Raw genomic sequence first — 19,517 nt, 5'->3', positions numbered from 1 at the left:
CCATCATGTGCGGGTGCGCCGCTGACAGCGCAGCAGCGCCGCTGCTGCCGTTCGGGCGTCAGAGGGGGTCAACGATGGAGTTTGGCGTCACCATGTTCCCGGCCGACTACGCCATGGACATCCCAGAGCTGGCTCGGGAGTCCGAGGCGCGCGGGTTCGAATCGCTCTGGTTCCCGGAGCATACCCACATGCCGGTGGCCACCGTCCTGAACTCGACGGGCACTGGGCCGCTCGCGGACGAGTACCGGCGGACGCTCGATCAGTGGGTGGCGCTGGCGGCGGCAGCGGCCGTCACCTCGAAGATCAAGCTCGGGAGCGGCATCTGCCTCGTCACCCAGCGCGACCCGATCCTCCTGGCGAAGGAGGTCGCAAGCGTCGATCACCTCTCGAACGGGCGCGTCATCTTCGGCATTGGGGCCGGCTGGAACCGACCAGAGATCGAGAACCACGGCGTCCCGTATGCCCGGCGCTGGCGAATGATGCGCGAGCGGATCGCTGCGATGAGGGCGATCTGGGCAAACGACGAGGCCGAGTACCACGGCGATCTGGTCGATTTCGGCCCGATCCACTCCTGGCCGAAGCCGGTCCAGAAGCCGCACCCGCCGATCATCGTGGGCGGGGACGGCCCCCGCGCCGTTGACCACATGGTGGAGTACGGCGACGGCTGGCTGCCGCACCCGACGGGTGGCGGGGCCTCGCTGGAAGATCGGATGGCGGCGGCAAAGGAGAAGCTGGCGGCGGCGGGACGTGGGCCAGCCCCGGTCACCGTCTTCGGGGCCGTCGGCGACGACGCCGAGGTGGCGGAGTACCAACGGCTCGGCGTGGCGCGCTGCGTGCTGCGCCTGCCGCCCCGGGGCCGCGATCAGGTGCTGCCGGCGCTGGATCGGTTCGCGGCGCTGGTCGCCCGGCATAGCTGAAACGCAGACGCGTACCCTGGAGGCTTGCCATGCAGTTCGGCGCCATGATGTTCCCCACGGATTACGCCATCGACCCGGTCAGGCTGGGCCAGGAGCTGGAGTCGCGCAACTTCGACTCGGTGTTCCTGCCCGAGCACACCCACATCCCCACCAGCCGCCAGACGCCGTTCCCGTCTGGCGGCGACCTCCCCGACGAGTACCGTCACACCATCGACCCGTTCGTGGCGCTGGCCGCGATGGCCGCCACGACCACCCGGCTGAAGCTGGGGACCGGCATCCTGCTGGTGATCCAGCGGGACACCATCACCACGGCCCGCGAGGTCGCCAGCCTGGACCACATCTCCAACGGCCGGGCGCTGTTCGGCATCGGGGCCGGCTGGAATCGCGAGGAGATGGGCAACCACGGCACCCGCTTCTCGACCCGCTGGCGGCTGATGCGCGAGCAGATGCTGGCGATGCAGGAGATCTGGACGAAGGAGGAGGCCGAGTACCACGGCGAGTTCGTGAACTTCGACCCGATCTGGCAGTGGCCGAAGCCGGTCCAGAAGCCGCACCCGCCCATTATCATCGGCGGCGACGGCCCGAAGGCTGTCGAGGCCCTGCTGGAGTACGGGACCGGCTGGATCCCGCGCCCGCAGGACCGCTTTGCGCCGCTGGCGGACCGCATCGCCGACATCAATCGTCGGCTGGCCGAGCGGGGCCGCGAGCCGGTGCCGATCTGGGTCTTTGGGGCGCCGCTGGACCCGAAGAAGCTGGAGGAGTTCCGCGCGGCCGGCGTCGGCACCTGCGTCTTCCGCCTCCCGCCGACCGGCCCCGACGACGCGCTGCGGACGCTCGACCAGATCGGCGAGGCGATCAAGCAGCTCGGCTGACCGGCGCCGGCTCGCGCCGTTCCGGAGTGCGCCGGCGCAGCGGCCGGCGCACGATACAATCAGCGGAGGGGCGTCCATCACCATGTGCCGCCCGCCCGCGCCCCGGGCCGTGGGCTTCAGCCACACCGAGGGCTTCAGATGACGGCCAACACGAAGCTGCTGACGGCAGACGACCTCTGGCAGCTCCCGGACGACGGGATGCAGCACGAGCTGGTGCGCGGAGAGCTGAGATCGATGGCTCCACGGGGATTTCAACACGGACGATCATCAACGCGGATTGGACGATCACTCGACCACTTCGTTGAGGAACACGGGCTCGGCGAGGTGATGACCAGCGAGATCGGCTACCGGCTGGAGTCCGATCCGGACACGGTGCGCGGACCGGATGTCTCGTTCATCTCGGCAGCGCATCTTGCGAGGGTCGGCGAGCCGCGCACCTTCTTCGCGGGCTCCCCGGATCTCGCCGTCGAGGTCGTCTCGCCGAATGACCGCTACACCGATGTCCAGGAGAAGGTTTCTGAGTGGCTCCAGGCCGGGGCACGGCTCGTGTTCGTCGTCGATCCTCGTCGCCGGACTGTGACCGTCTCTCGGCCCGACCTCACGACCTTCACGCTCGGCATCGAGGACACGCTGCCTGGCGAGGACGTGGTGCCCGGCTGGTCGATGTCCGTTCGGGAGCTGTTCGAGCAGAAGTAGTGGTCGGCGTCAGGCTGGGGACGACGCCGTCGCGGAGGCTTCTTCGGGTGAGGCGAACTGCTGCTGGTGCAGGCGGTGGTACGCGCCGCCTCGGGCCAACAGCTCGGCGTGCCGGCCTCGCTCAACGATCTCGCCGCCGTCCACCACCAGCACCTGATCGGCGGCATGGATCGTCGAGAGCCGGTGCGCCACCACGAGGCTGGTGCGGCCGGACAGCAGCCGCTGCAACGCCTCCTGCAACTGGACCTCGGTGCGCGGGTCCACATTGGACGTTGCCTCGTCCAGGATCAGCACACGCGGATCGGCCAGCACGGCCCGCGCGATGGCGATCAACTGGCGCTGCCCGAGCGAGAGGTTGGCGGCCCGCTCCATGACAGTCGTCTCATACCCTTTGGGGAAGCGGGTGATGAACTCGTGGGCGTGGGCCAGCTTCGCCGCCTCGATCACCTGTTCGTCGGTGGCATCTGGGCGGCCGTAGCGGATGTTCTCGGCGACGGTGCCGGAGAAGAGGAAGTTGTCCTGGAGGACGACGGCGATGTTCTTCCGCAGGGCCGCAAACGAGAGATCGCGCAGGTCGTGGCCGTCGAGCAGGACGGCCCCCTCGGTCGGATCGTAGAAGCGAGCGAGCAGGGCTGAGATGGTCGTCTTACCGGCCCCGGTGTGGCCGACGAGGGCGGTCATCGTGCCGGCTGGGATATCAAAACTGATGTCCGTGAGCACGGGCCGGACGCCGTAGCTGAACCCGACGTGCTGGAACGAGACATCGCCGCGCACCGTCTCGGGCGTCACGGCGTTCGGGCGCTCGTCCAGCGTGACCGGCTCGTCCAGCAGCTCGAAGACCTTCTCCGCGCCGGCCATCGCGGCCTGGAGCTGGTTGTAGAACTGGGTCAGCTCACGCAGGGGCTGGAAGAAGCGGGTGACGTAGGTCAGGAAGGCGACCAGCACGCCGAGCGTCACGCTGGGGTCGCCGGCCAGCACCAGCATGCCGCCGTACCAGACGACAGAGACGGTGGCGAGGGCGTTCGCCAGCTCGATGACGGGCATCAGGCCCGAGGACAGCGTATTGGCGCTGACGTTCGCCTGCCGGTTGTCCTCGTTGATGCGGTCGAACTGGTCCTCGTTGACGCCCTCGCGGGAGAACGCCTGCACCACACGCACGCCGTCCACGTTCTCCTGGAAGCCGGCCGCCACCGCCCCGACCGTCTGGCGGGTCCGGCGGTACGCAACCTTCGCCCGCTCGGTGAATATCCAGATAGCGATGACCATGATCGGCATGACGCCGATGGTGACCAGGGCCAGCCGGGGACTCAGGTAGAGCATGATGGCGACGGTCGAGAGCAACAGGAGGATGTCCGTCACCAGGCTGAGGATGCCGTTGGTGAGCACCTCGTTCATCGCCAGCACGTCGCTGATGAGCCGCGAGACGGTGACGCCCGTGGGCGTGCGGTGGTAGTAGCCCATCGGGAGCCGCTGCAGGTGGCGGAACAACTGGGCGCGCATCGTCAGCAGGATCTGCTGCCCGACGACGGACATGATGACGATCTGGCGGGCCGAGGCGAGGTAGCCGAGGACGTAGACGCCGAGCGTGATGACGGCGATGACCGTCAGTCCGGCGATGTCCCCCACGGCGATATGCTCGTCAATGGCGACCTTCACGAGGTACGGCGCCAGGACGCTCATCGCGGTGGCGAAGGTGGTCAGGATCAGGGCGATCAGCAGTTGCCGTCGATGCGGGCGGGTGTAGGCGATAGCCCGCTGCATGTTCCGCTTGTCGAAGGGGACACGATCGACATCTGGGACATCGTCGAGACCGCCGCCGCCCCGCCAGGTGCCGGGTCGCGCGATCATGAGGGCGCACGCTCCACGCGCACGGGCGCGCCGGTAGCCGTGTGGCCGGTGGAGCCAGCGATACCGTTCGTCGGAGATGGCAGCTGACCAGCACGATCGGGCTCGCCTGTCGAGGATGCGGCGTCGTCGGACTGGAGCTGGAGGGCGTAGGTGTCGCGGTAGAGCGGCGTCGTCTCCAGCAGCTGCTCGTGCGTGCCGATGGCGACGAGCTGCCCGGCCTCCAGCACCAGGATCTGGTTGGCTGCGCGGACCGTCGAGAGGCGGTGCGCGATGACGAACGTGGTGCGGTTCCGCATCAACTCGACCAGGGCGGCGCGGATCAGCCGCTCGGTGGCAACGTCCACGCTGGAGGTGAACTCGTCGAGGATCAGGATGCGCGGGTTCATCAGCAGCGCCCGCGCGATGGCGATGCGCTGCTTCTGGCCGCCCGAGAGCGAGACGCCGCGCTCGCCGACGGGGGTCTCGTACCGTTCCGGCAGCCGCTCGATGAACTCGTCGGCGCGGGCGGCACGGGCAGCGGCGCGGATCTCGGCATCACTCGCGCCGGGCCGGCCAAACGCGATATTCGCGCGAACGGTGTCGGCGAACAGCAGCGTCTCCTGCATGACGATACCGATCTGCTGGCGCAGGCTCCCGATCTGCACGTCGCGGACGTCGTGGCCGTCCACCAGCACCCGGCCGCCATCCACGTCGTAGAAGCGCGGGATCAGGTTGGCGATCGAGGTCTTGCCGGAGCCGGTCGCGCCGACGAGTGCGACGGTCTGCCCAGGCTCGGCGCGGAAGCTGACCTGCTGGAGCACCGGGCGGCCGGGATAGTAGGAGCAGGAGACGTCTTCGAACTCGACGGACCCGATGAGCGGCGGCAGGACGGTTGCGCCATCACGGTCTGCCACGCGCACGGGCGTATCGAGGATCTCGAAGATGCGCTCAGAGGAGGCCGAGGCGCGGGCGGCCATCGTCATCAGCCAGCCGCCGCGGCGGATCGGCAACACCAGTTGGAGCAGGTAGGCGTAGAAGGCGACCAGCTCGCCGAAGCTCAACTGCCCCCAGACGACGAGGATGCCGCCGAGCCAGAGCATCAAGAGGGTGCAGCCGTTGGAGAGGAGGTCGAGGAAGGGGGCGTTGAGTGCGGTGGCGCGGGCTGCCGCGACGTAGCGACGGTAGAGCCGCTCGTTCTGGCGGTCGAACCGCTCGACTTCGTACTGACCGCGCCCGAACGCCTTGACGACCTGGATGCCGGCGACGGTCTCCTGGATACGGTTCGCCAGGGTCGCCAGCTCGTCCTGCACGGCGCGGTGCATCGGGCGGACCTCGCGGCCGAAGCGGTAGGCGCGCCAGGCCAGGGCCGGCAGCAGCAGCATCGAGAGCAGCGCCAGCTTCCAGTTCATCCCAAACAGGGCGATGGCGACGCCGAGCAGCAGCAGCACCATGTTGGCAACCTGCGTCAGCCCGCGCCCGGTGAAGGCGCGGACGGACTCGACGTCGGCCGTGGCACGGGCCATCAGCTCGCCGGTCTGGGCCTGATCGTGGAAGCTGAAAGAGAGCCGCTGAACGTGGCCGTACAGGGCCCTGCGTAGCTGATAGCTGACGCCCTGGGCGGAGGCCTCCGCGAGATAGCCCTGTCCGAAGGCGAAGAGGCCGCGCAGGACGCTGGCGGCCAGGATGAAGACGCCCATTTTGGCGACGAACGACATGTCGCCAAGGACGATGCCGCGATCGACGGCCTGCCCAAGCATCCACGGCACGACGAGGGTGAACGCTGCATTGAGGACAACGCAGATGTACGCGCCGGCGGTGAGACGCCAGTACGGCCGCAGGAATGAGAGCAGGCGGAGGAGCAGTCGCACACCTGACCTACGACACGGGGTGCGTCCGCTCTCGCGAGCCACTCACTGACCGGCGGCGGGGAGCGCGCCGGCCTCAGTGGACCGCGAGAGGGGACACTCGGAACATACCGCGTCTGGCAGGGACGATGCCAGGGACCGGTTGGTCACGTCAGGGCGATTGCATGTTGATGTCGTCGTGCCGCCGCGTCGGGGCTTGAAAGCCCCGCCTACCATCCTGCAGTCGCTGCGCGACGCGCCAGTCGCACCAGTGCCTGCTGTTCCCGACGGCCGTCGCGCAGCGACGGAATGCGTGTAGGCGGGGACTTCAGTCCCCGACGCGGCGGCACGACGACATCAACATGCAATCGCCCTGTCTCCGCTGCGACGGATGTTGCTCAGCGACAGGTCCATGTGGCAGACGCCACGATCTAGTGCCGGATCGTCGATGCGTTGCTTCAGACGCTCGGCCAAGGCGACCATCTCGGGCCAGCGGCCGGCCTGCACGAGGTGCCGGCGCATGCGCTCCAGCTGCTCGTCGATCGGCGCGACCACGGGCACGCCGTGCCGCAGCAGGTGCCTGATGAGGTCAGTCTCCCACTGCACCTCAGCGGCGGTCCGCGTCCGCGTGTTGTAGAGCTTGAGCGCGAACCTGCCCTGCCGGGCGGTGACCGCGGCGACGTCGTTGACGGGCACGCGCAGCCGCTCTAGGCCGACGTCGGCGAGCCCGTAGCGAGCTGCCGTTCGAGTGACGCACCGGCATCTAGCAGATTCATGGGGTAGAGCCGCGGTCTGTTTCCACCGACCTCCGGTCATCACGCCCTCCTTCGATGCCGTTCGAGAACACCGCCTCGATTTTGCTCATCCAGGCGAGCAGGTGCTCGTCCTGATCCGGGCGGGCTCCTCCCTGAATCCCGAGGGGGAGCCCCGATGGATCCGGATCGGCTGGTACGGTGGCGCAGGGCATACCGACGTACGACCAGGCCGTCGTCATGCCGCCCCAACCGGTGACGTCGAGACCGGCCGGGGCAGGGCCAGCGCTCGCCGGGGTGATCCAGAGGTCGATGGCTGTTTCGTCCATCAGGGTCTCGACCCGAAAGCAGAACGCCAGGCGATGCTCCCGACACCCCATTACGTCCTGGTAGATGATCGCCTGGCCACGTTGGATCGCCCGTTAGGCTGCACACCGCGGATGCTTCGCTCCCCCGGAAGAGCTCCGGCGGCAGTTCTGAGCCGGCGCGTGTGGGAAGACCGTCAACTCGGAAGCAATCCTTGACGCCGACCGCGACGCCGTAGAGCGGTGGGGGGAGCGGACGCATCGCTCGTCCACCGCTCCAGTGAGATAACCTCCCGCCGGATCCGATCCGATCTGCCAGGCTCCGGCACGAAAGCGTGCAGGTGAGGATCGACGCGCTCGACTCTGGCTTGGATCTGGTCCCAGTAGGCAGAGACCGGCAATTCTCCCGTGCGCAGGGCCCCAGCCGTTGGGGCAAGCGGCGCCCGGAGAAGCAGACTAGGATCCATGGCAAGATGATCGCCAATGTCGCCAGATCGACGCACATGGGCCGGCCTTGACAGGATCGTCAAGCGGAAGACGAGTATCCGTTGACCGTCGCGGCTCCCAGCGTGGGGACGACCTCATCGATACGCCCTGGCTTGCAGCTCGTACAGCTCCGAGTAGAGGCCAGCGGCGGTCATGAGATCGTCGTGGCCGCCGACTTCCGCGATGCGGCCATCGGCGACCACTACGATCAAGTCCGCCATCCGCACCGTCGAGAACCGGTGCGACACCAGGACCGTGATCGCGCCGTTCGCCGCCTGTTCTCGAGCGGCGCCAGCATAACGCTCGAACAGCGCGTGCTCCGCCTGGGCGTCCAGGGCGGCCGTCGGCTCGTCGAGGACCAGCAACAGTGGCGTCGTCCGCATCATCGCACGACCGAGCGCCAGCTTCTGCCACTGGCCGCCGGACAACTCGGCGCCATCCTCGAAGCTCGCCCCGAGCTGCGTCTCCAGGCCGGACGGCAGCGTCGCGATCACACCCGATGCCTCCGCCCGGTCGAGCGCCGCGCCCACCGCGATCGGATCGGCCAGGCGGGTGAGATCGCCTACGCCGACGTTCTCGCGGGCCAGCAGCTCGAAACGGGCGAAATCCTGGAAGCCGGCCGACGTGCGCGCCCGCCACTCGGCGATGGCGAACTGGCGCAGGTCGACGCCGTCCGCCAGGATGCGCCCGTCCGTCGGCTCGTACAGGCGCGTGAGCAGCTTCACGAGCGTCGTCTTGCCGGCCCCATTCTCACCCACGATCGCGACCGTCGCGCCGGCCGGGATCTGGAGGCTGACGTCGCGCAGTACCTCGCGCTCGGTGCCGGGGTAGCGGAAGGTGACGCCATCCAGGCGGATGCCTCGTCGCAGGGCGTCGGGCGGGGCGACCAGCGCGCCCGAGGTCGGGCGCTCGACGGCCGCCGCGTACTCCACCAGCCAGACGTAGCGCCGCGACGCGTCCAGCACCCATAAGAGCTGCGTCGTCTCGCCGACCAGCCCGGCTAGCTGCGACTGCACCTGATTCGCCAGCGCGATCGTCATGGCGACGTCGCCGAGCGTCGCCTCGCCCCGACTTGCGCGCAGCGCCACGAAGAGGATGGCCCCCACGAAGCCCAGCGCGAAGATGATCCAGCCCAGCATCGTCTCGGCGGCCATACGAAGCTGCGCGACGTCATGCCCGTGGTCGAGCAGCCGCCGAAGCTGCCGATGCCTTCGCATGATCTCGTCGCGCAGGCCGAAGACCCGGACCTCCTTGCCGGCGGCGGCCGACGTCGCGACGTCGTACAGGTGCCACTCCAGGCGACGCGGCTCGATCAGCTCCTCCTGGACAGCGTGCATCCGACGCTGGGCCCGGCCGCTCAAGTAGATGATGGGCAAGCCGAACAGCGGCAGCGCCAACAAGACCCAGTCGACGCTGGCCAGCAACAGCAGCGTCCCGGCCAGTGTCACCACGTAGCCCAGCACGACCACCGCCGACTGGTGGACCCAGCCCAGGCGGGCCCGCTCCTCGCGCAGGAGATCCAACTGCTTGAGGTACTCCGGACGCTCGAAGTGGTCGAGGCTCGGAATGCCGGCCGTCAGCGACGCCAACTGCCGCTCGATCGCCAATGAGGTGCGCTCACGCACGCCATTCCGCAAGGCGAACCCCAGCAACGCGGCCAGATTCGCGACCAGCGAGTTGCTGCCCAGCAGCACCAGACTGAGCACCACGCCGGCCGCGTCGCGGTGGGCGGCGCCGTCGACCAGCCAACGCATCCCCAGCGCGAAGAAGGCCCCGTTCACGCTCTCGGCCAGCGTCACCAGTAGTGCGGCCGTCGCACCACGTGGCTCGGCGCGGAACGCCAGACCCGAGATCAGCCAGAGCGCCCGAATCGACTGCGGCACCACGATACGCTGTGTCATGGCACCTCCGCCGGAGCGTCGCTGCTCTCGTGCTCGCCGAAGCGCGCCGCTTGGAGCTCGAACATCTCGGCGTACCGCCCGCCCGCCGCCAGCAGCTCGGTGTGGCTACCATCTTCCACGACGCGCCCGCCATCCAGCACCACGATCCGATCCGCCCGCCGCACCGTCGAGAAGCGGTGGGAGATGACGATCGTGGTGAGGCCACGGGTCAGGTCGAAGAACTGATCGTAGAAGGCGGCCTCGGCCCGCACGTCGAGCTGGGCGGTCGGCTCGTCCAGCACCAGGATGCCGGCCCCACCAGCCGCCGCGAAGAGCGCGCGCGCCATCGCAATGCGCTGCCACTGGCCCCCCGAGAGGTCGGTACCATCGGTGAACCGGCGCGACAGGGCCGTGTCCCAGCCGTGGGGCAGCCCCTGGATCAGGTCGAGGGCGTTGGCCCGCTGCGCCGCTCCGACCAGCGCCGCCCGATTCTCGCGCCGCTCGACGGCCCCGAATCCGACGTTGTCCGTGGCCGGCAGCTCGTAGCGCATGTAGTCCTGGAAGATGGCCGCCACCGTTCGCTGCCAGGACCGGATGTCCAGGTCCGTCAGGTCGATGCCATCGGCGGTGATCCGCCCGGCCGTGGGCTCGTAGAGGCGCGCCAGCAGCTTGACCAGGGTGGTCTTGCCGGCCCCGTTCTCGCCGACGATCGCCAGGGTCCGGCCGGCCGCGATCGTGAGGTCGAGGTCGGAGAAGATGGGGGCGCGGTCGCCGGGATAGCTGAAGGAGACGCGCTCGAAGCGGATCTCGCGCTGCGGCAGACCCTTGGCCGGACGGGCGTGCTGGCCTGCCCGCCGCTCCTCGTCGGCGGCGATCCGTTCGAGGTCGGCTGTTGCCGGCAGGCCGGACGTGCCGTGGTCGATCATGGCATCGGCGTCAGAGAGGGCCGAGAGTTGCTGCGCCAGCAGCAACGCCCGAACGTACACCACCAGCGAGCCCAGGTCGACGGTGCCATTCAGGGTCGCCCACCCGATCGCGGACAGGCCGACGACCTGGGCGATCACGACCGGTAGGCCGGCCCAGGCCGCCGTCCTCCAGAGCGACGAGCGGGCCAACCACAACTCGGCCATCGCCGTCATCCAGGTGTGCTGGAACCGATCGACCAGCCAGTCGGCAAGCCCGAAAACGCGGATCTCCTTGGCCGCCTCCGGGCGCAGCGTGAGCTTTAGCAGGTAGTTGGCGCGGCGGAGGGAATCGGCCTTGCCCATCCGCATGTTGACCAGCCCGCGACGGACCGGCCCGAAGTGACGCGCGCTGTGGAGCATCGCCAGCAGCAACGGGACGGCCAGCCACCACTGGAAGTAGGCGACGATCGCCAGCCCGACGATACCCTGCAGCTTTGTCACCGCCTGCGCAGCCAGGCCCATCACGGCCAGTTGCGAATCATGGCGGTTGGTGGCGAGCGCCCGAGACACCTGATCGAGGTAGGCCGGGTCTTCGAGGTGGGCCAGGCCAGGCGGGGCCAGCGTCGCCACCATGACCCGCCGGGTGTGCTCGCCCATGAAGCGCCGGCCGAGAGCGTTCGCGGCCGTCGTCCGGACCGAGATCACGATCTGGATGAAGAGGAAGGTCAACCCGAGCGCTACTACCGCCACCAGCATCTGCTGGCCGGCCGGCGAGCCCGGCCCCTGCTCGATCGCGTCCGGCAGGGTGTTGATCAGGTGGCCGGAGAGCAGCGCGAACGCCGTCGGCAAGGCGACGTTGAGCAGAACGCAGACGGCGGTGAGCATCGTGAGTGGGAGGCTGATGGACCGAAGACTGCACACGAGCAGCCAGCGCGGCGAATCGACGATCCATGAACGCAAGCGCCTGAAGGTCGCGTCGATCAAAGCCCCTCCTCTGACATTGAGGCAACGGGCAGTCGTGAGATAAGTCTACTCCCTGTCGACGGGCCGAATGTATGCCGGCCTCCTGATGTTCACCTCAAGCAATCAGCCGGCCTATGATTGAGGGCATGCGGCGACGATTCGAGGCCTCGCTGGTATTTCGGCCACTCCACGAGCAGGATCTACGCCAGATTCTCGAATGGAGCTATGGCGGACCGTACGCCATCTACGATTCACGCCCTGACGACGTGCAAGGCATGCTGGACCCGAGCAACGCCTACTTCGCGGTGCTGGACGCGGATGGAGAGCTCCTGGGCTTTTGCTGCTTCGGGGCCGATGCCCGGGTCGCCGGCGGCGACTACCAAACCGAGGACGCACTCGATGTTGGAGGTGGGCTACGGCCCGATCTGACGGGGAAGGGATTGGGCATCGCGTTTCTCCGGTCCGTCCTCGATTTCGCCCGCCAGCAGCTCCATCCCAAGGCGTATCGGGTCACCATCGCCGCGTTCAACCAGCGGGCCATCCGCATGTGCCACTGGGCCGGCTTTGAGGTCGCGGACCGCTTCGAGACAAGCCTTGCCAACGAGACGCACGAGCTCGTGATCATGACGCTGGAGGCGTAGCCGCCGGTCTCTCACTCGCACCAAGTGGGCCTCCGAGACATCTTTCGCAGGCCGACTGGATAGGCTAGCGAGGGTTCCGGATACTCCCATCACGCCCGAATTGAATCACCCCTACAAGACGATGACTTCGGGAGAGCGAGTGGCGCCAGCACCTTGCTTCCATGACCATTTCATCGTGCCCCACGTCGGCAGCTACAGCGGGGCGGCACGATTGCTGTTGGTGGAGCAGGCCGGCGCCTGGACTCTGCCGGGCTGGGCACATCCGGCCCGGCTCGGGCATACGGCGCGCGAACTGGACGATCCGTTCTGGCCAGCGGCAATGCAGCAGGCGGTACTGCGTCGCCTCGGTCTCGCGGTCAGCGTGCTCCATGCCGATCTCTACGACGAGAGGGATCCGTCGACCGGAGATCGTCGCACAGTGATCGTGCTGGAGAACCGTAGCCCAGAATGGTCTCCCCGGCAGGGAACGCGGTGGGTGAGCCGTGAGGAGTTCAATCGCATCGCCCTTCCGCCTGAGCTGCCGCGTGCCTCCGTGCTGGCATGGTTTGACGAGGCCGAGGCCGTGACTGATCGCGCGGCGCATCGACGGCCGCCCTGGCAACGACCTGGTTGGTTCGAGGAAGCAGTGAGCTGGAGTGCCGAACAGTTACAGCATCGCGGCCTTGCGCCACGTGGTGCGGCTGAACAGCTTGGGACAAAGGTCGGCCGTTACCTCATGCGCATTCCGACGGCGTCTGGTGCGGCCTACTTCAAGGCGCTGCCCGCCATGTATGACCGCGAACTCTCCCTCCTGGCGCTGCTGGCGACCGAGTTTCCCTCGCATGTGCCCGAGCTGCTGGCCAGCGATACGAACCGCCGCTGGCATCTGACCCGCGACCATGCTGGCACCCCGTTGGGTCAGATCGTCGACATCGTGAGGTGGGAGCATGCCCTGGAGGAGCTCGGCCGAATCCAGGTCGCCTACATTGGGCGCGCGACAGAGCTGTTGGCCGCCGGGTGCATCGACCTGCGACCCGAGACGATGGCAATACAGATTACGACGCTGATCGGCGATGTAACTGGCGAACTGACCGAGCAGATCCACAGCCTTTCTCCGGATGAGATCCACGCCCTCGAAGCTCTGGTGCCCGATCTCAAGGCCGCATGTGAGCTTCTGGCAGCAGTCGCCGTGCCGTCCAGCCTGGTGCACGGCGACTTCATCCCCGACAACGTGGCAGTGGTAGGCGATTCGCCGATCTTCACCGACTGGTGTGAATCCGCGCTATCTCACCCGTTCTTCAGTGTCGTGCGATTCATGGTCTCCGCCCGTTGGGGCGATCGTTGGGTGCGCGACGATCGTCAGGTGTACGCGCGGCTGCGCGGAGCGTATCTGAAGTCCTGGGAGCGAATCGCTCCAATGTCGGACCTCGTCACGATATTCGAGCTTGCTGCCGCGCTCCAGCCGCTCGCGTACGCGCTCACCTACTGGCACCTCCTCAACGAGCAGATCGCCGACGGCCAGAGCATCGTCAACTGGGAACGAAAGGATCTGCCCACGATTAGCCTCAGGCGATTGCTCGATCAGCGCATACGCCTTTCGTACGTGCTGTCACTGTAGGCTCGGGGCCCTCCCGGCGCGACGCCGAACAAACCGTGACGGATTTGAAGAAATCCTCTGCGGACGGCAGAATTGTGATGGCGTGGTCTCGGACCCCCAGGAGCCATGGCTGCTGCGCCCAGGGTTTCGCTTGGACGAGGAGGGAGTATGGACACTGTCAAGACGCGCGGCTGCCCAGTGGATTCGAGCAAAGCGAGAGGGCACGCCGTGGCCTCAGTTTGCGCTTCGCTCGCGGCGTCAGAACCACGTTGGCCGTATCTCGTCTCAGGTTGCTCAAGGGGGTCTTCGGGCGCTGGGTCAGTGGCAGGATCACCGCAATGATGAGGGTACGATCACCCGTCATCCGGAGCCTACATTTCGGTTCCGTTGTCCCGACATATGAAGCAGCGGTGGCGGCGGCGAATGCGATGCCCCACCTCGGGCAGTTCATCGCCACGGTGCGGGTACCCCATGACACTTGCTTTGAGCGATGGGGGCGCGACCCCAATCACTGTACGGTTTGGGAAACTGCTGAAAAGCTGTTGGCGCACGTGGTGTCAGTGAGTCTTGTCGAACGGATACGCTGATCGCATGCACTACGAACTTTGGGACTTCCGCTCACGAAACCTCCTGGCCGACTTCGATACCGAGCAGGAGGCGCTGACGGCTGTCAACGAGTTGCTCGCAGTCAACGACCTGAGCATGGCAGACGATCTCGCGCTCGTGTGGCGTGATGGTGGTGTCGGTGGAGCGGTCGCCGAAGGAGCTGCATTGGTGACACTCTGTCAGCAGGCGAGTCCGGAGCGTGCTTCACTTCCGCGATGATGACGGAGAGGGCCTCCAGCAGGTGCGTGATCACCAGGGCAGCAGCGCGGCCTAGACGGCGCGCCCCCCGTGTTCCGTGGACTTGACCGTGGCCGGCGACCAGTCGCTCGCGCGGCGGCGGGGCGTGACGCTCGTGGCCATGGACGGCCCGGCCGCCTCGCCATCGAGCCGGAACCGGGCCACCAGATCGCGCAGCCGGCCGGCCGTCTCGGACAGCTCGTCGGCCTGCGCCGACAGCTCCTCAGCCTGGGCGGTCATTTCCTCAGCCGATGCCGTCACTTCCTGCGTCGCCAGGGAGCTGGACTCGGCCACCGACGCGATGCTCTCCACCGCCACCGTGACCTGACCGGCCCGGGCCGCCATCTCCTCCGTCGCGCCGGCGCTCGCGTCCGCCACCGCCCGGATGTCCCGCATGGCGTCCACGACCTCGTGCGCGCCACTAGAGAGCTCCTGGGCCGCCGTGGCGATCTGCTCGACTTGCGTGACGGTGGCCGTCGCCGCTTCCAGGATCGCGTTCAGTGCGCGGCCAGCCTCTTCGGCCTGCGCTGCGCCGTCTTCGACGGCGTGCGCGCCCTGCGCCATCGCCTCCACGGCGTCGGTGGTGCCAACCTGCACCGTGCGGATCAGGTCCGTAATGGCCCGCGTCTCCCGCTGCGAGCGCTCCGCCAGCTTGCGGACCTCGTCGGCGACCACCGCGAAGCCTCGACCGTGCTCGCCAGCGCGGGCCGCCTCAATGGCCGCGTTGAGCGCCAGCAGGTTCGTCTGCTCGGCGATGTCGTCGATGGTCTCGACCACCGCGCCGATGCTCGCGCCGAGCCGCCCAAGCTCGGCGACCTTGGTGGACGCCTGCCCGACGACGCTCCGAATCTCCTGCATCCCGGCGGCGGCATCGCGGACGGCCCGTGCGCCGTGCTCCGCCGAGGTCCGCGTCTGCAGGGACGCCTGGGAAACACGCTGCGCGCTGCCGGCCACCTGGGCAATCCCCGCGGCCATGTGGGTCGTCGTGTCGGAGGCGGACTGCACCTGTCGCGCCTGGACGGATGCGCCCTCGGCAACATGCTCGATGGAGCGTCCGAGATCGGCAACGGCCTCGTGGGACGCCGCGGCCGACTCACTGGTCTGCATCGAGCCATCGGCGATGCTCTGGATGGCGAGGGTCACCTGCTGGACGGCCTGCCCGGTCTGCCCGGCCACCTCACCAAGCTGCTCTGACGTTTCGGCCAGGACAAACGCCGCCTGTCGCACCTCACCGACCATCGTTCGAAGGCTGGTCACCATCGTCTGGAACGCCAGCCCCAGCACATCGTGCTCGGAGCGCGGCTGCACGGTGCGCGAGATGTCGTTGGCGGCCAGCGCATCCGCCTCGCGAGCCATCGTCTGCATATACTCGACAAGCTGCTGGAAGGCACGCGCGAGGCGGCCGGCCTCATCCCCGCGATTCGTGTCGAGGTGCACGCGCAGGTCACCCTCCGAGAGCGCCGTCGCAGCGGCTTCGAGCTGCTGCAGCGGGCGTACGGCGCTGCGTGTCACCATCAGGGAGGCGGCGACGGAGAGAGCGAGCGTCACGAGGCCGAGGATGCTCAACTGAAGCAGCATCGCCAGTGCCTCTGCGCGCAGCTCACCCGACAGCGCGATGACGTCGGCGGCCAGCCGATCTTCGACCTGCTTCATCAGGTCGATCTTGGCGGTCATCTGGTCAAACCAGATGGTCGAATCGACGCCACCCAGGTCGTCGGCGGTGGCGTGCTCGATGGCGGTCTGCTCCATCCGCGCCACGGCGTCCACGGCCGGCCCCTGTATCGTGCGCTTCACGAACGCCGATGCCTCGTCACTCGCCAGCGACTGGAAGGTGTTCTGGAAGCTCGCCTGGGCGGCCCGCAGCCCGGCCAGCTGCTCGAACTGGCCCGGCCCGAAGCGGCCGGCCCCGAACGCGTTGCTGAGGAGCGCCCGCTCGACGCCGGTATTCTCCTTGACCTGGGAGTACGCGACGCTCGCGGTGACCAGCCGGGCGACCTGGGCATGGTCGCTGACCGACGCGATGGCGCTGCTCACGTCCAGCGCCTCGCGGATCAGCACCGTATACCCCGCCAGCGCATCCTTGACGGGAATGGCGCGGCTGTCGATGGCGGTCCGGTGTGCGGCGAGCGTCGCGGTGCGCCGTTCGAGGGCGGTGACGCGCTCGCTCAGGGCGGTTCCGTAGGCGGTGCGGTCGAGGCCGGTGATGAAGGCCATCAGATCGGCGAGTCGCGCGTCACTCTGCTTGCGCTGGTCAGCAAGCTCGCGCACGAGTTTGTCGTCCGCCTTGCCGTAGACCAGCCCGGTGCGTCCACGCTCCTTCTGGATCTCGTGGACGACCAGCGACACGCGGCTGTTGAGCTGTGCCAGCTCCTGGACAGCGCTGAGGCCGCGCACCTCCTGCCAGTGCTCCCAGAGGATCATGCCCAGCACGATGGTCAGTCCGACCATCGGCGCGAGCAGCAGGAGCGCGAGTTTTGCGCGCATGGGTAGCTGGTCGATCGTCCGCATCACGTCGTTCCTCGTCTTCTCACCGGCGCTCAACACGCCCTGTCGCTCTACCCTCTCACAGAGATCATCGACAGCATGACGAAAAGAGCGCAGTCCCCTGGGGAAAGAACCGGGAAAGATGTGAGGCGCAGAACCACCCGCCGTGGCGGGTGGCCAGCGTGTTGGGGGCAACGAAGACAGCCCGCGGCGACGACGGCCCGCGGCGACGACGGCCCGCGGTGACGACGGCCCGCGGTGACGACGGCCCGCGGTGACGACGGCCCTACGCGGTTCCTGCGCTGAACGTGTGTCGCTGGTAGGCGTGCTGGTTGGGCGGGCCAACGGCGACATGCAGCTCGCGGCGCGAGGGGACGGCCACCAGCGAGGCGAACGTCATCACGTCCCGGCCGGGGCTGTCGGCTGGCTCGCGGCAGAGCGTGTCCGGGTAGCAGGTGCGATCTTGCAGGATCTGCTGGGCCGTGGGGACGTCCAGCGTGCCGCGCCGCTCGGCGGCAAGCTCTCGGAGGCGGCCCATCCGCGTCTGCGAGTTGTGGACGTACTCGCCGGCCCGCTCCTCAGCGAGCAGATCGGGCGAGACATAGTGGTTCGCATGCGCCAGCAGCCCATCGACCGGATCGAGGCGCGCATCGCGGGTGGGGGTCAGCTCCAGGTCGGCCGCCGCGCCGCTGGCGTCCAGCAGCAGCAGGTTGCGCGACGATGCTCTGGGGATGGCGCGGATGGCCGCGATCGCTTCGTCAACGGTCTCCTGAGCCAGGGCCACCCGCGAGAGCAGGTAGCGCGGGAAGCCGATCCGCCAGCCGTCGCAGGTCAGGTAGTTGGCGGTGACGGCGAGGCCGCGCTCGTTCATGCCACGGTGAGGAGGATGTCCTCCACACCGAGGATGTCCTCCACACCAACGACGCGCGATCGTACCGGGGCTGTCAGCCGACGGCGAGGCGGGCGGTCAGGTCGAGGATGATCTTCGTGCCAAGCGTCAGGTTGTCCAGCGAGAGCCGCTCGTCGATGCCGTGGTACCCCTTCAGGTCGTCCGCCGTGAAGATACACGGCACCAGCCCGTAGGACGGCACCCCACGCTGGCGAAAGAACCGCCCGTCCGTGCCCGCCACAAACAACGATGGCGTCACGACCGCATGCGGTGCGTGCGCCCTGCAGGCCGCCTCGATGGCCGCGAACGGGCTGTCCGCCTCCCAGGGCGCCAGGACCGGCTTGACGTTTGGCCAGCCCACCTCGAAGGTGATGCCCGGGTCGTCTACCACCTGCTCAAGCTGGCGGATGAACTCGTACTCGTCCGTCTCGGGCAGCAGCCGGCAGTCCAGGCTCAGCTCGGCGCGCTCCGGCAGGATGTTGATCTTGTAGCCGCCCGAGAACATCGTCAGGCTGATCGTGTCGCGGAGCAGGGGGCGCGTCGCGCGGTACTGGCGGATCTCCTCGCGGGCGCGCTCGCCGCCGAGCCGTTCGATCATCTCGGCCACGGCCCCGGCCGCGCGCTCGTCCGGCAGGCGGTCCAGGATGCGGCTGGCCGCCATCACCAGCCGGTGGGTGGCGGCCTCATCCCAGGGCTGCGAGGCGTGCCCAGGCTCGGCGCGGGCCACCATCTTCATCCAGATGATGCGCTTCTCCCCCACCGAGACGGCGAAGACATCCCCCTGGCTGAAGAAGCCACGCATCCCCGAGCCGCCCTCATCCAGCACAAAGGCCGGGTCGAAGTCGTCGTAGTGCTGCTCGACCAGGATCTGTGCGCCCAGCGTGCTGCCGATCTCCTCGTCCGAGGTCATCATCAGGAGCACGTCACGCTGGAGCGGCGCGCCGAGCCGCTTCAGGAGCAGCACGGACACCAGCTCCATGATGCCCATGCCCTTCATGTCGAGGGCGCCGCGCCCATAGACGTAGCCGTCGGCGATGGTCCCCGAGAACGGATCGAACGTCCAATCCGACGCGACTGCCTGCACCACATCCATGTGGTTGGAGAGGGCAATCGCCTTGCCGACCGGATTCTCGGCGCGCAGCCAGGCCGCAACGTTGACCTTGTTCGGGTCCGGCGTCTGGTAGCGGCGGGTCTCGATGCCCTCCCCACGCAGGATCCCCTCCAGGAAGTCCGCCGTTTCGATGGTGCGCCCGAGCGGGTGCGAGCTGTCGATGCGGACATAGGCCGAGAGGAGATCGGCGGCCTCGCGGCTGGCCGCCGCCCAGTCCACACGGGCGAGCAGCGGATGCGGGGCCGGCGCAGGGGCGGCGGCAGTCGGCCTGTCGGTCTGGTCGGTCATCGGCGAGCCTCACGGGCGGGGATGCTGGGCATAGGGTACAGGAAGCGGTGACAGGCAACAGGGATGGGGAACAGAGAACAGGGGAGAGGGGCAGGGCGATTGTATGTTCATTGGTGTACCCGAAGCATCATGGAACGGTCGGTCGGGGACTGAAGTCCCCGCCTACAGTCACACCGTCGCTGCGCGACGGACGCAGGGAACGGCTGGGGCTGGCGAGCTTGGAGCGTCGCGCAGCGAC

At 68.0% G+C, this 19,517-nt stretch carries 15 protein-coding genes; 6 read left to right on the top strand and 9 right to left on the bottom strand.

Features of this window, described 5'->3' with window-relative positions; all coding sequences use genetic code 11:
* The first annotated feature begins 74 nt into the window (after positions 1-74).
* The 3 genes from IT306_25300 (at position 75) to IT306_25290 (ending at position 2,485) form a co-directional block, all read left to right on the top strand.
* Positions 75-917 carry an LLM class F420-dependent oxidoreductase gene (locus IT306_25300; GenBank protein MCC7371760.1) on the top strand — a complete coding sequence of 281 codons (843 nt, stop codon included), beginning with the start codon at positions 75-77 and terminating at the stop codon, positions 915-917.
* A 29-nt stretch (positions 918-946) separates the two neighbouring features.
* Positions 947-1,789 (top strand): LLM class F420-dependent oxidoreductase, encoded by an 843-nt coding sequence (locus IT306_25295; protein ID MCC7371759.1) that lies wholly within the window; start codon positions 947-949, stop codon positions 1,787-1,789.
* Between the two features lie 138 nt (positions 1,790-1,927).
* Positions 1,928-2,485 carry a Uma2 family endonuclease gene (locus IT306_25290; GenBank protein MCC7371758.1) on the top strand — a complete coding sequence of 186 codons (558 nt, stop codon included), beginning with the start codon at positions 1,928-1,930 and terminating at the stop codon, positions 2,483-2,485.
* Positions 2,486-2,494: 9 nt separating this feature from the next.
* Here IT306_25290 and IT306_25285 read toward each other — a convergent pair whose 3' ends face one another.
* The 6 genes from IT306_25285 to IT306_25260 form a co-directional block, all read right to left on the bottom strand.
* Positions 2,495-4,333, bottom strand: a complete 1,839-nt coding sequence (locus IT306_25285; protein ID MCC7371757.1) for an ABC transporter ATP-binding protein — start codon at positions 4,331-4,333, stop codon at positions 2,495-2,497.
* Positions 4,330-6,180 carry an ABC transporter ATP-binding protein gene (locus tag IT306_25280; GenBank protein ID MCC7371756.1) on the bottom strand — a complete coding sequence of 617 codons (1,851 nt, stop codon included), beginning with the start codon at positions 6,178-6,180 and terminating at the stop codon, positions 4,330-4,332. Before IT306_25280 ends, IT306_25285 begins: the two co-directional genes overlap by 4 nt.
* 333 nt (positions 6,181-6,513) lie before the next feature.
* A complete protein-coding gene (locus IT306_25275; GenBank protein ID MCC7371755.1) occupies positions 6,514-6,852 on the bottom strand; it encodes a phosphotransferase in 339 nt (112 codons plus the stop codon).
* A 76-nt stretch (positions 6,853-6,928) separates the two neighbouring features.
* Complete coding sequence (locus IT306_25270) at positions 6,929-7,237, bottom strand: hypothetical protein (protein ID MCC7371754.1); 309 nt, start codon at positions 7,235-7,237, stop codon at positions 6,929-6,931.
* 557 nt (positions 7,238-7,794) lie between these two features.
* Positions 7,795-9,600 carry an ABC transporter ATP-binding protein gene (locus tag IT306_25265; protein ID MCC7371753.1) on the bottom strand — a complete coding sequence of 602 codons (1,806 nt, stop codon included), beginning with the start codon at positions 9,598-9,600 and terminating at the stop codon, positions 7,795-7,797.
* Positions 9,597-11,468 carry an ABC transporter ATP-binding protein gene (locus IT306_25260; GenBank protein ID MCC7371752.1) on the bottom strand — a complete coding sequence of 624 codons (1,872 nt, stop codon included), beginning with the start codon at positions 11,466-11,468 and terminating at the stop codon, positions 9,597-9,599. Before IT306_25260 ends, IT306_25265 begins: the two co-directional genes overlap by 4 nt.
* Before the next feature lie 125 nt (positions 11,469-11,593).
* On the opposite strand from IT306_25260, the gene IT306_25255 reads away from it, so the two are divergent.
* From IT306_25255 to IT306_25245, 3 genes are all read left to right on the top strand, one after another.
* Positions 11,594-12,088, top strand: a complete 495-nt coding sequence (locus IT306_25255; GenBank protein MCC7371751.1) for a GNAT family N-acetyltransferase — start codon at positions 11,594-11,596, stop codon at positions 12,086-12,088.
* Positions 12,089-12,227: 139 nt separating this feature from the next.
* Positions 12,228-13,685 carry a phosphotransferase gene (locus tag IT306_25250; GenBank protein MCC7371750.1) on the top strand — a complete coding sequence of 486 codons (1,458 nt, stop codon included), beginning with the start codon at positions 12,228-12,230 and terminating at the stop codon, positions 13,683-13,685.
* 570 nt (positions 13,686-14,255) lie between these two features.
* Positions 14,256-14,489: a hypothetical protein gene (locus IT306_25245; protein ID MCC7371749.1), complete on the top strand. Its 234-nt coding sequence runs from the start codon at positions 14,256-14,258 to the stop codon at positions 14,487-14,489.
* Positions 14,490-14,540: 51 nt separating this feature from the next.
* On the opposite strand, the gene IT306_25240 is transcribed toward IT306_25245, so the two are convergent.
* The 3 genes from IT306_25240 to IT306_25230 form a co-directional block, all read right to left on the bottom strand.
* Positions 14,541-16,991, bottom strand: coding sequence for a nitrate- and nitrite sensing domain-containing protein (locus IT306_25240; protein ID MCC7371748.1), 2,451 nt, complete (start codon positions 16,989-16,991; stop codon positions 14,541-14,543).
* 286 nt (positions 16,992-17,277) lie between these two features.
* Complete coding sequence (locus IT306_25235; protein MCC7371747.1) at positions 17,278-17,862, bottom strand: hypothetical protein; 585 nt, start codon at positions 17,860-17,862, stop codon at positions 17,278-17,280.
* A gap of 73 nt (positions 17,863-17,935) precedes the next feature.
* Positions 17,936-19,279, bottom strand: coding sequence for a M20/M25/M40 family metallo-hydrolase (locus tag IT306_25230; protein MCC7371746.1), 1,344 nt, complete (start codon positions 19,277-19,279; stop codon positions 17,936-17,938).
* Positions 19,280-19,517 lie beyond the last annotated feature (238 nt).

It is taken from the genome of Chloroflexota bacterium (assembly GCA_020850535.1).
Taxonomy (GTDB): Bacteria; Chloroflexota; UBA6077; order UBA6077; family JACCZL01; genus JADZEM01.
This window is presented reverse-complemented; position numbering and strand designations above follow the sequence as displayed.

Coding starts and splice junctions, on each gene's coding strand:
- IT306_25300 (MCC7371760.1), top strand. CDS start 75: ATGGAGTTTGGCGTCACCATGTTCCCGGCCGACTACGCCATGGACATC.
- IT306_25295 (MCC7371759.1), top strand. CDS start 947: ATGCAGTTCGGCGCCATGATGTTCCCCACGGATTACGCCATCGACCCG.
- IT306_25290 (MCC7371758.1), top strand. CDS start 1,928: ATGACGGCCAACACGAAGCTGCTGACGGCAGACGACCTCTGGCAGCTC.
- IT306_25285 (MCC7371757.1), bottom strand. CDS start 4,333: ATGATCGCGCGACCCGGCACCTGGCGGGGCGGCGGCGGTCTCGACGAT.
- IT306_25270 (MCC7371754.1), bottom strand. CDS start 7,237: ATGGACGAAACAGCCATCGACCTCTGGATCACCCCGGCGAGCGCTGGC.
- IT306_25265 (MCC7371753.1), bottom strand. CDS start 9,600: ATGACACAGCGTATCGTGGTGCCGCAGTCGATTCGGGCGCTCTGGCTG.
- IT306_25255 (MCC7371751.1), top strand. CDS start 11,594: ATGCGGCGACGATTCGAGGCCTCGCTGGTATTTCGGCCACTCCACGAG.
- IT306_25245 (MCC7371749.1), top strand. CDS start 14,256: ATGCACTACGAACTTTGGGACTTCCGCTCACGAAACCTCCTGGCCGAC.
- IT306_25240 (MCC7371748.1), bottom strand. CDS start 16,991: ATGCGCGCAAAACTCGCGCTCCTGCTGCTCGCGCCGATGGTCGGACTG.
- IT306_25235 (MCC7371747.1), bottom strand. CDS start 17,862: ATGAACGAGCGCGGCCTCGCCGTCACCGCCAACTACCTGACCTGCGAC.
- IT306_25230 (MCC7371746.1), bottom strand. CDS start 19,279: ATGACCGACCAGACCGACAGGCCGACTGCCGCCGCCCCTGCGCCGGCC.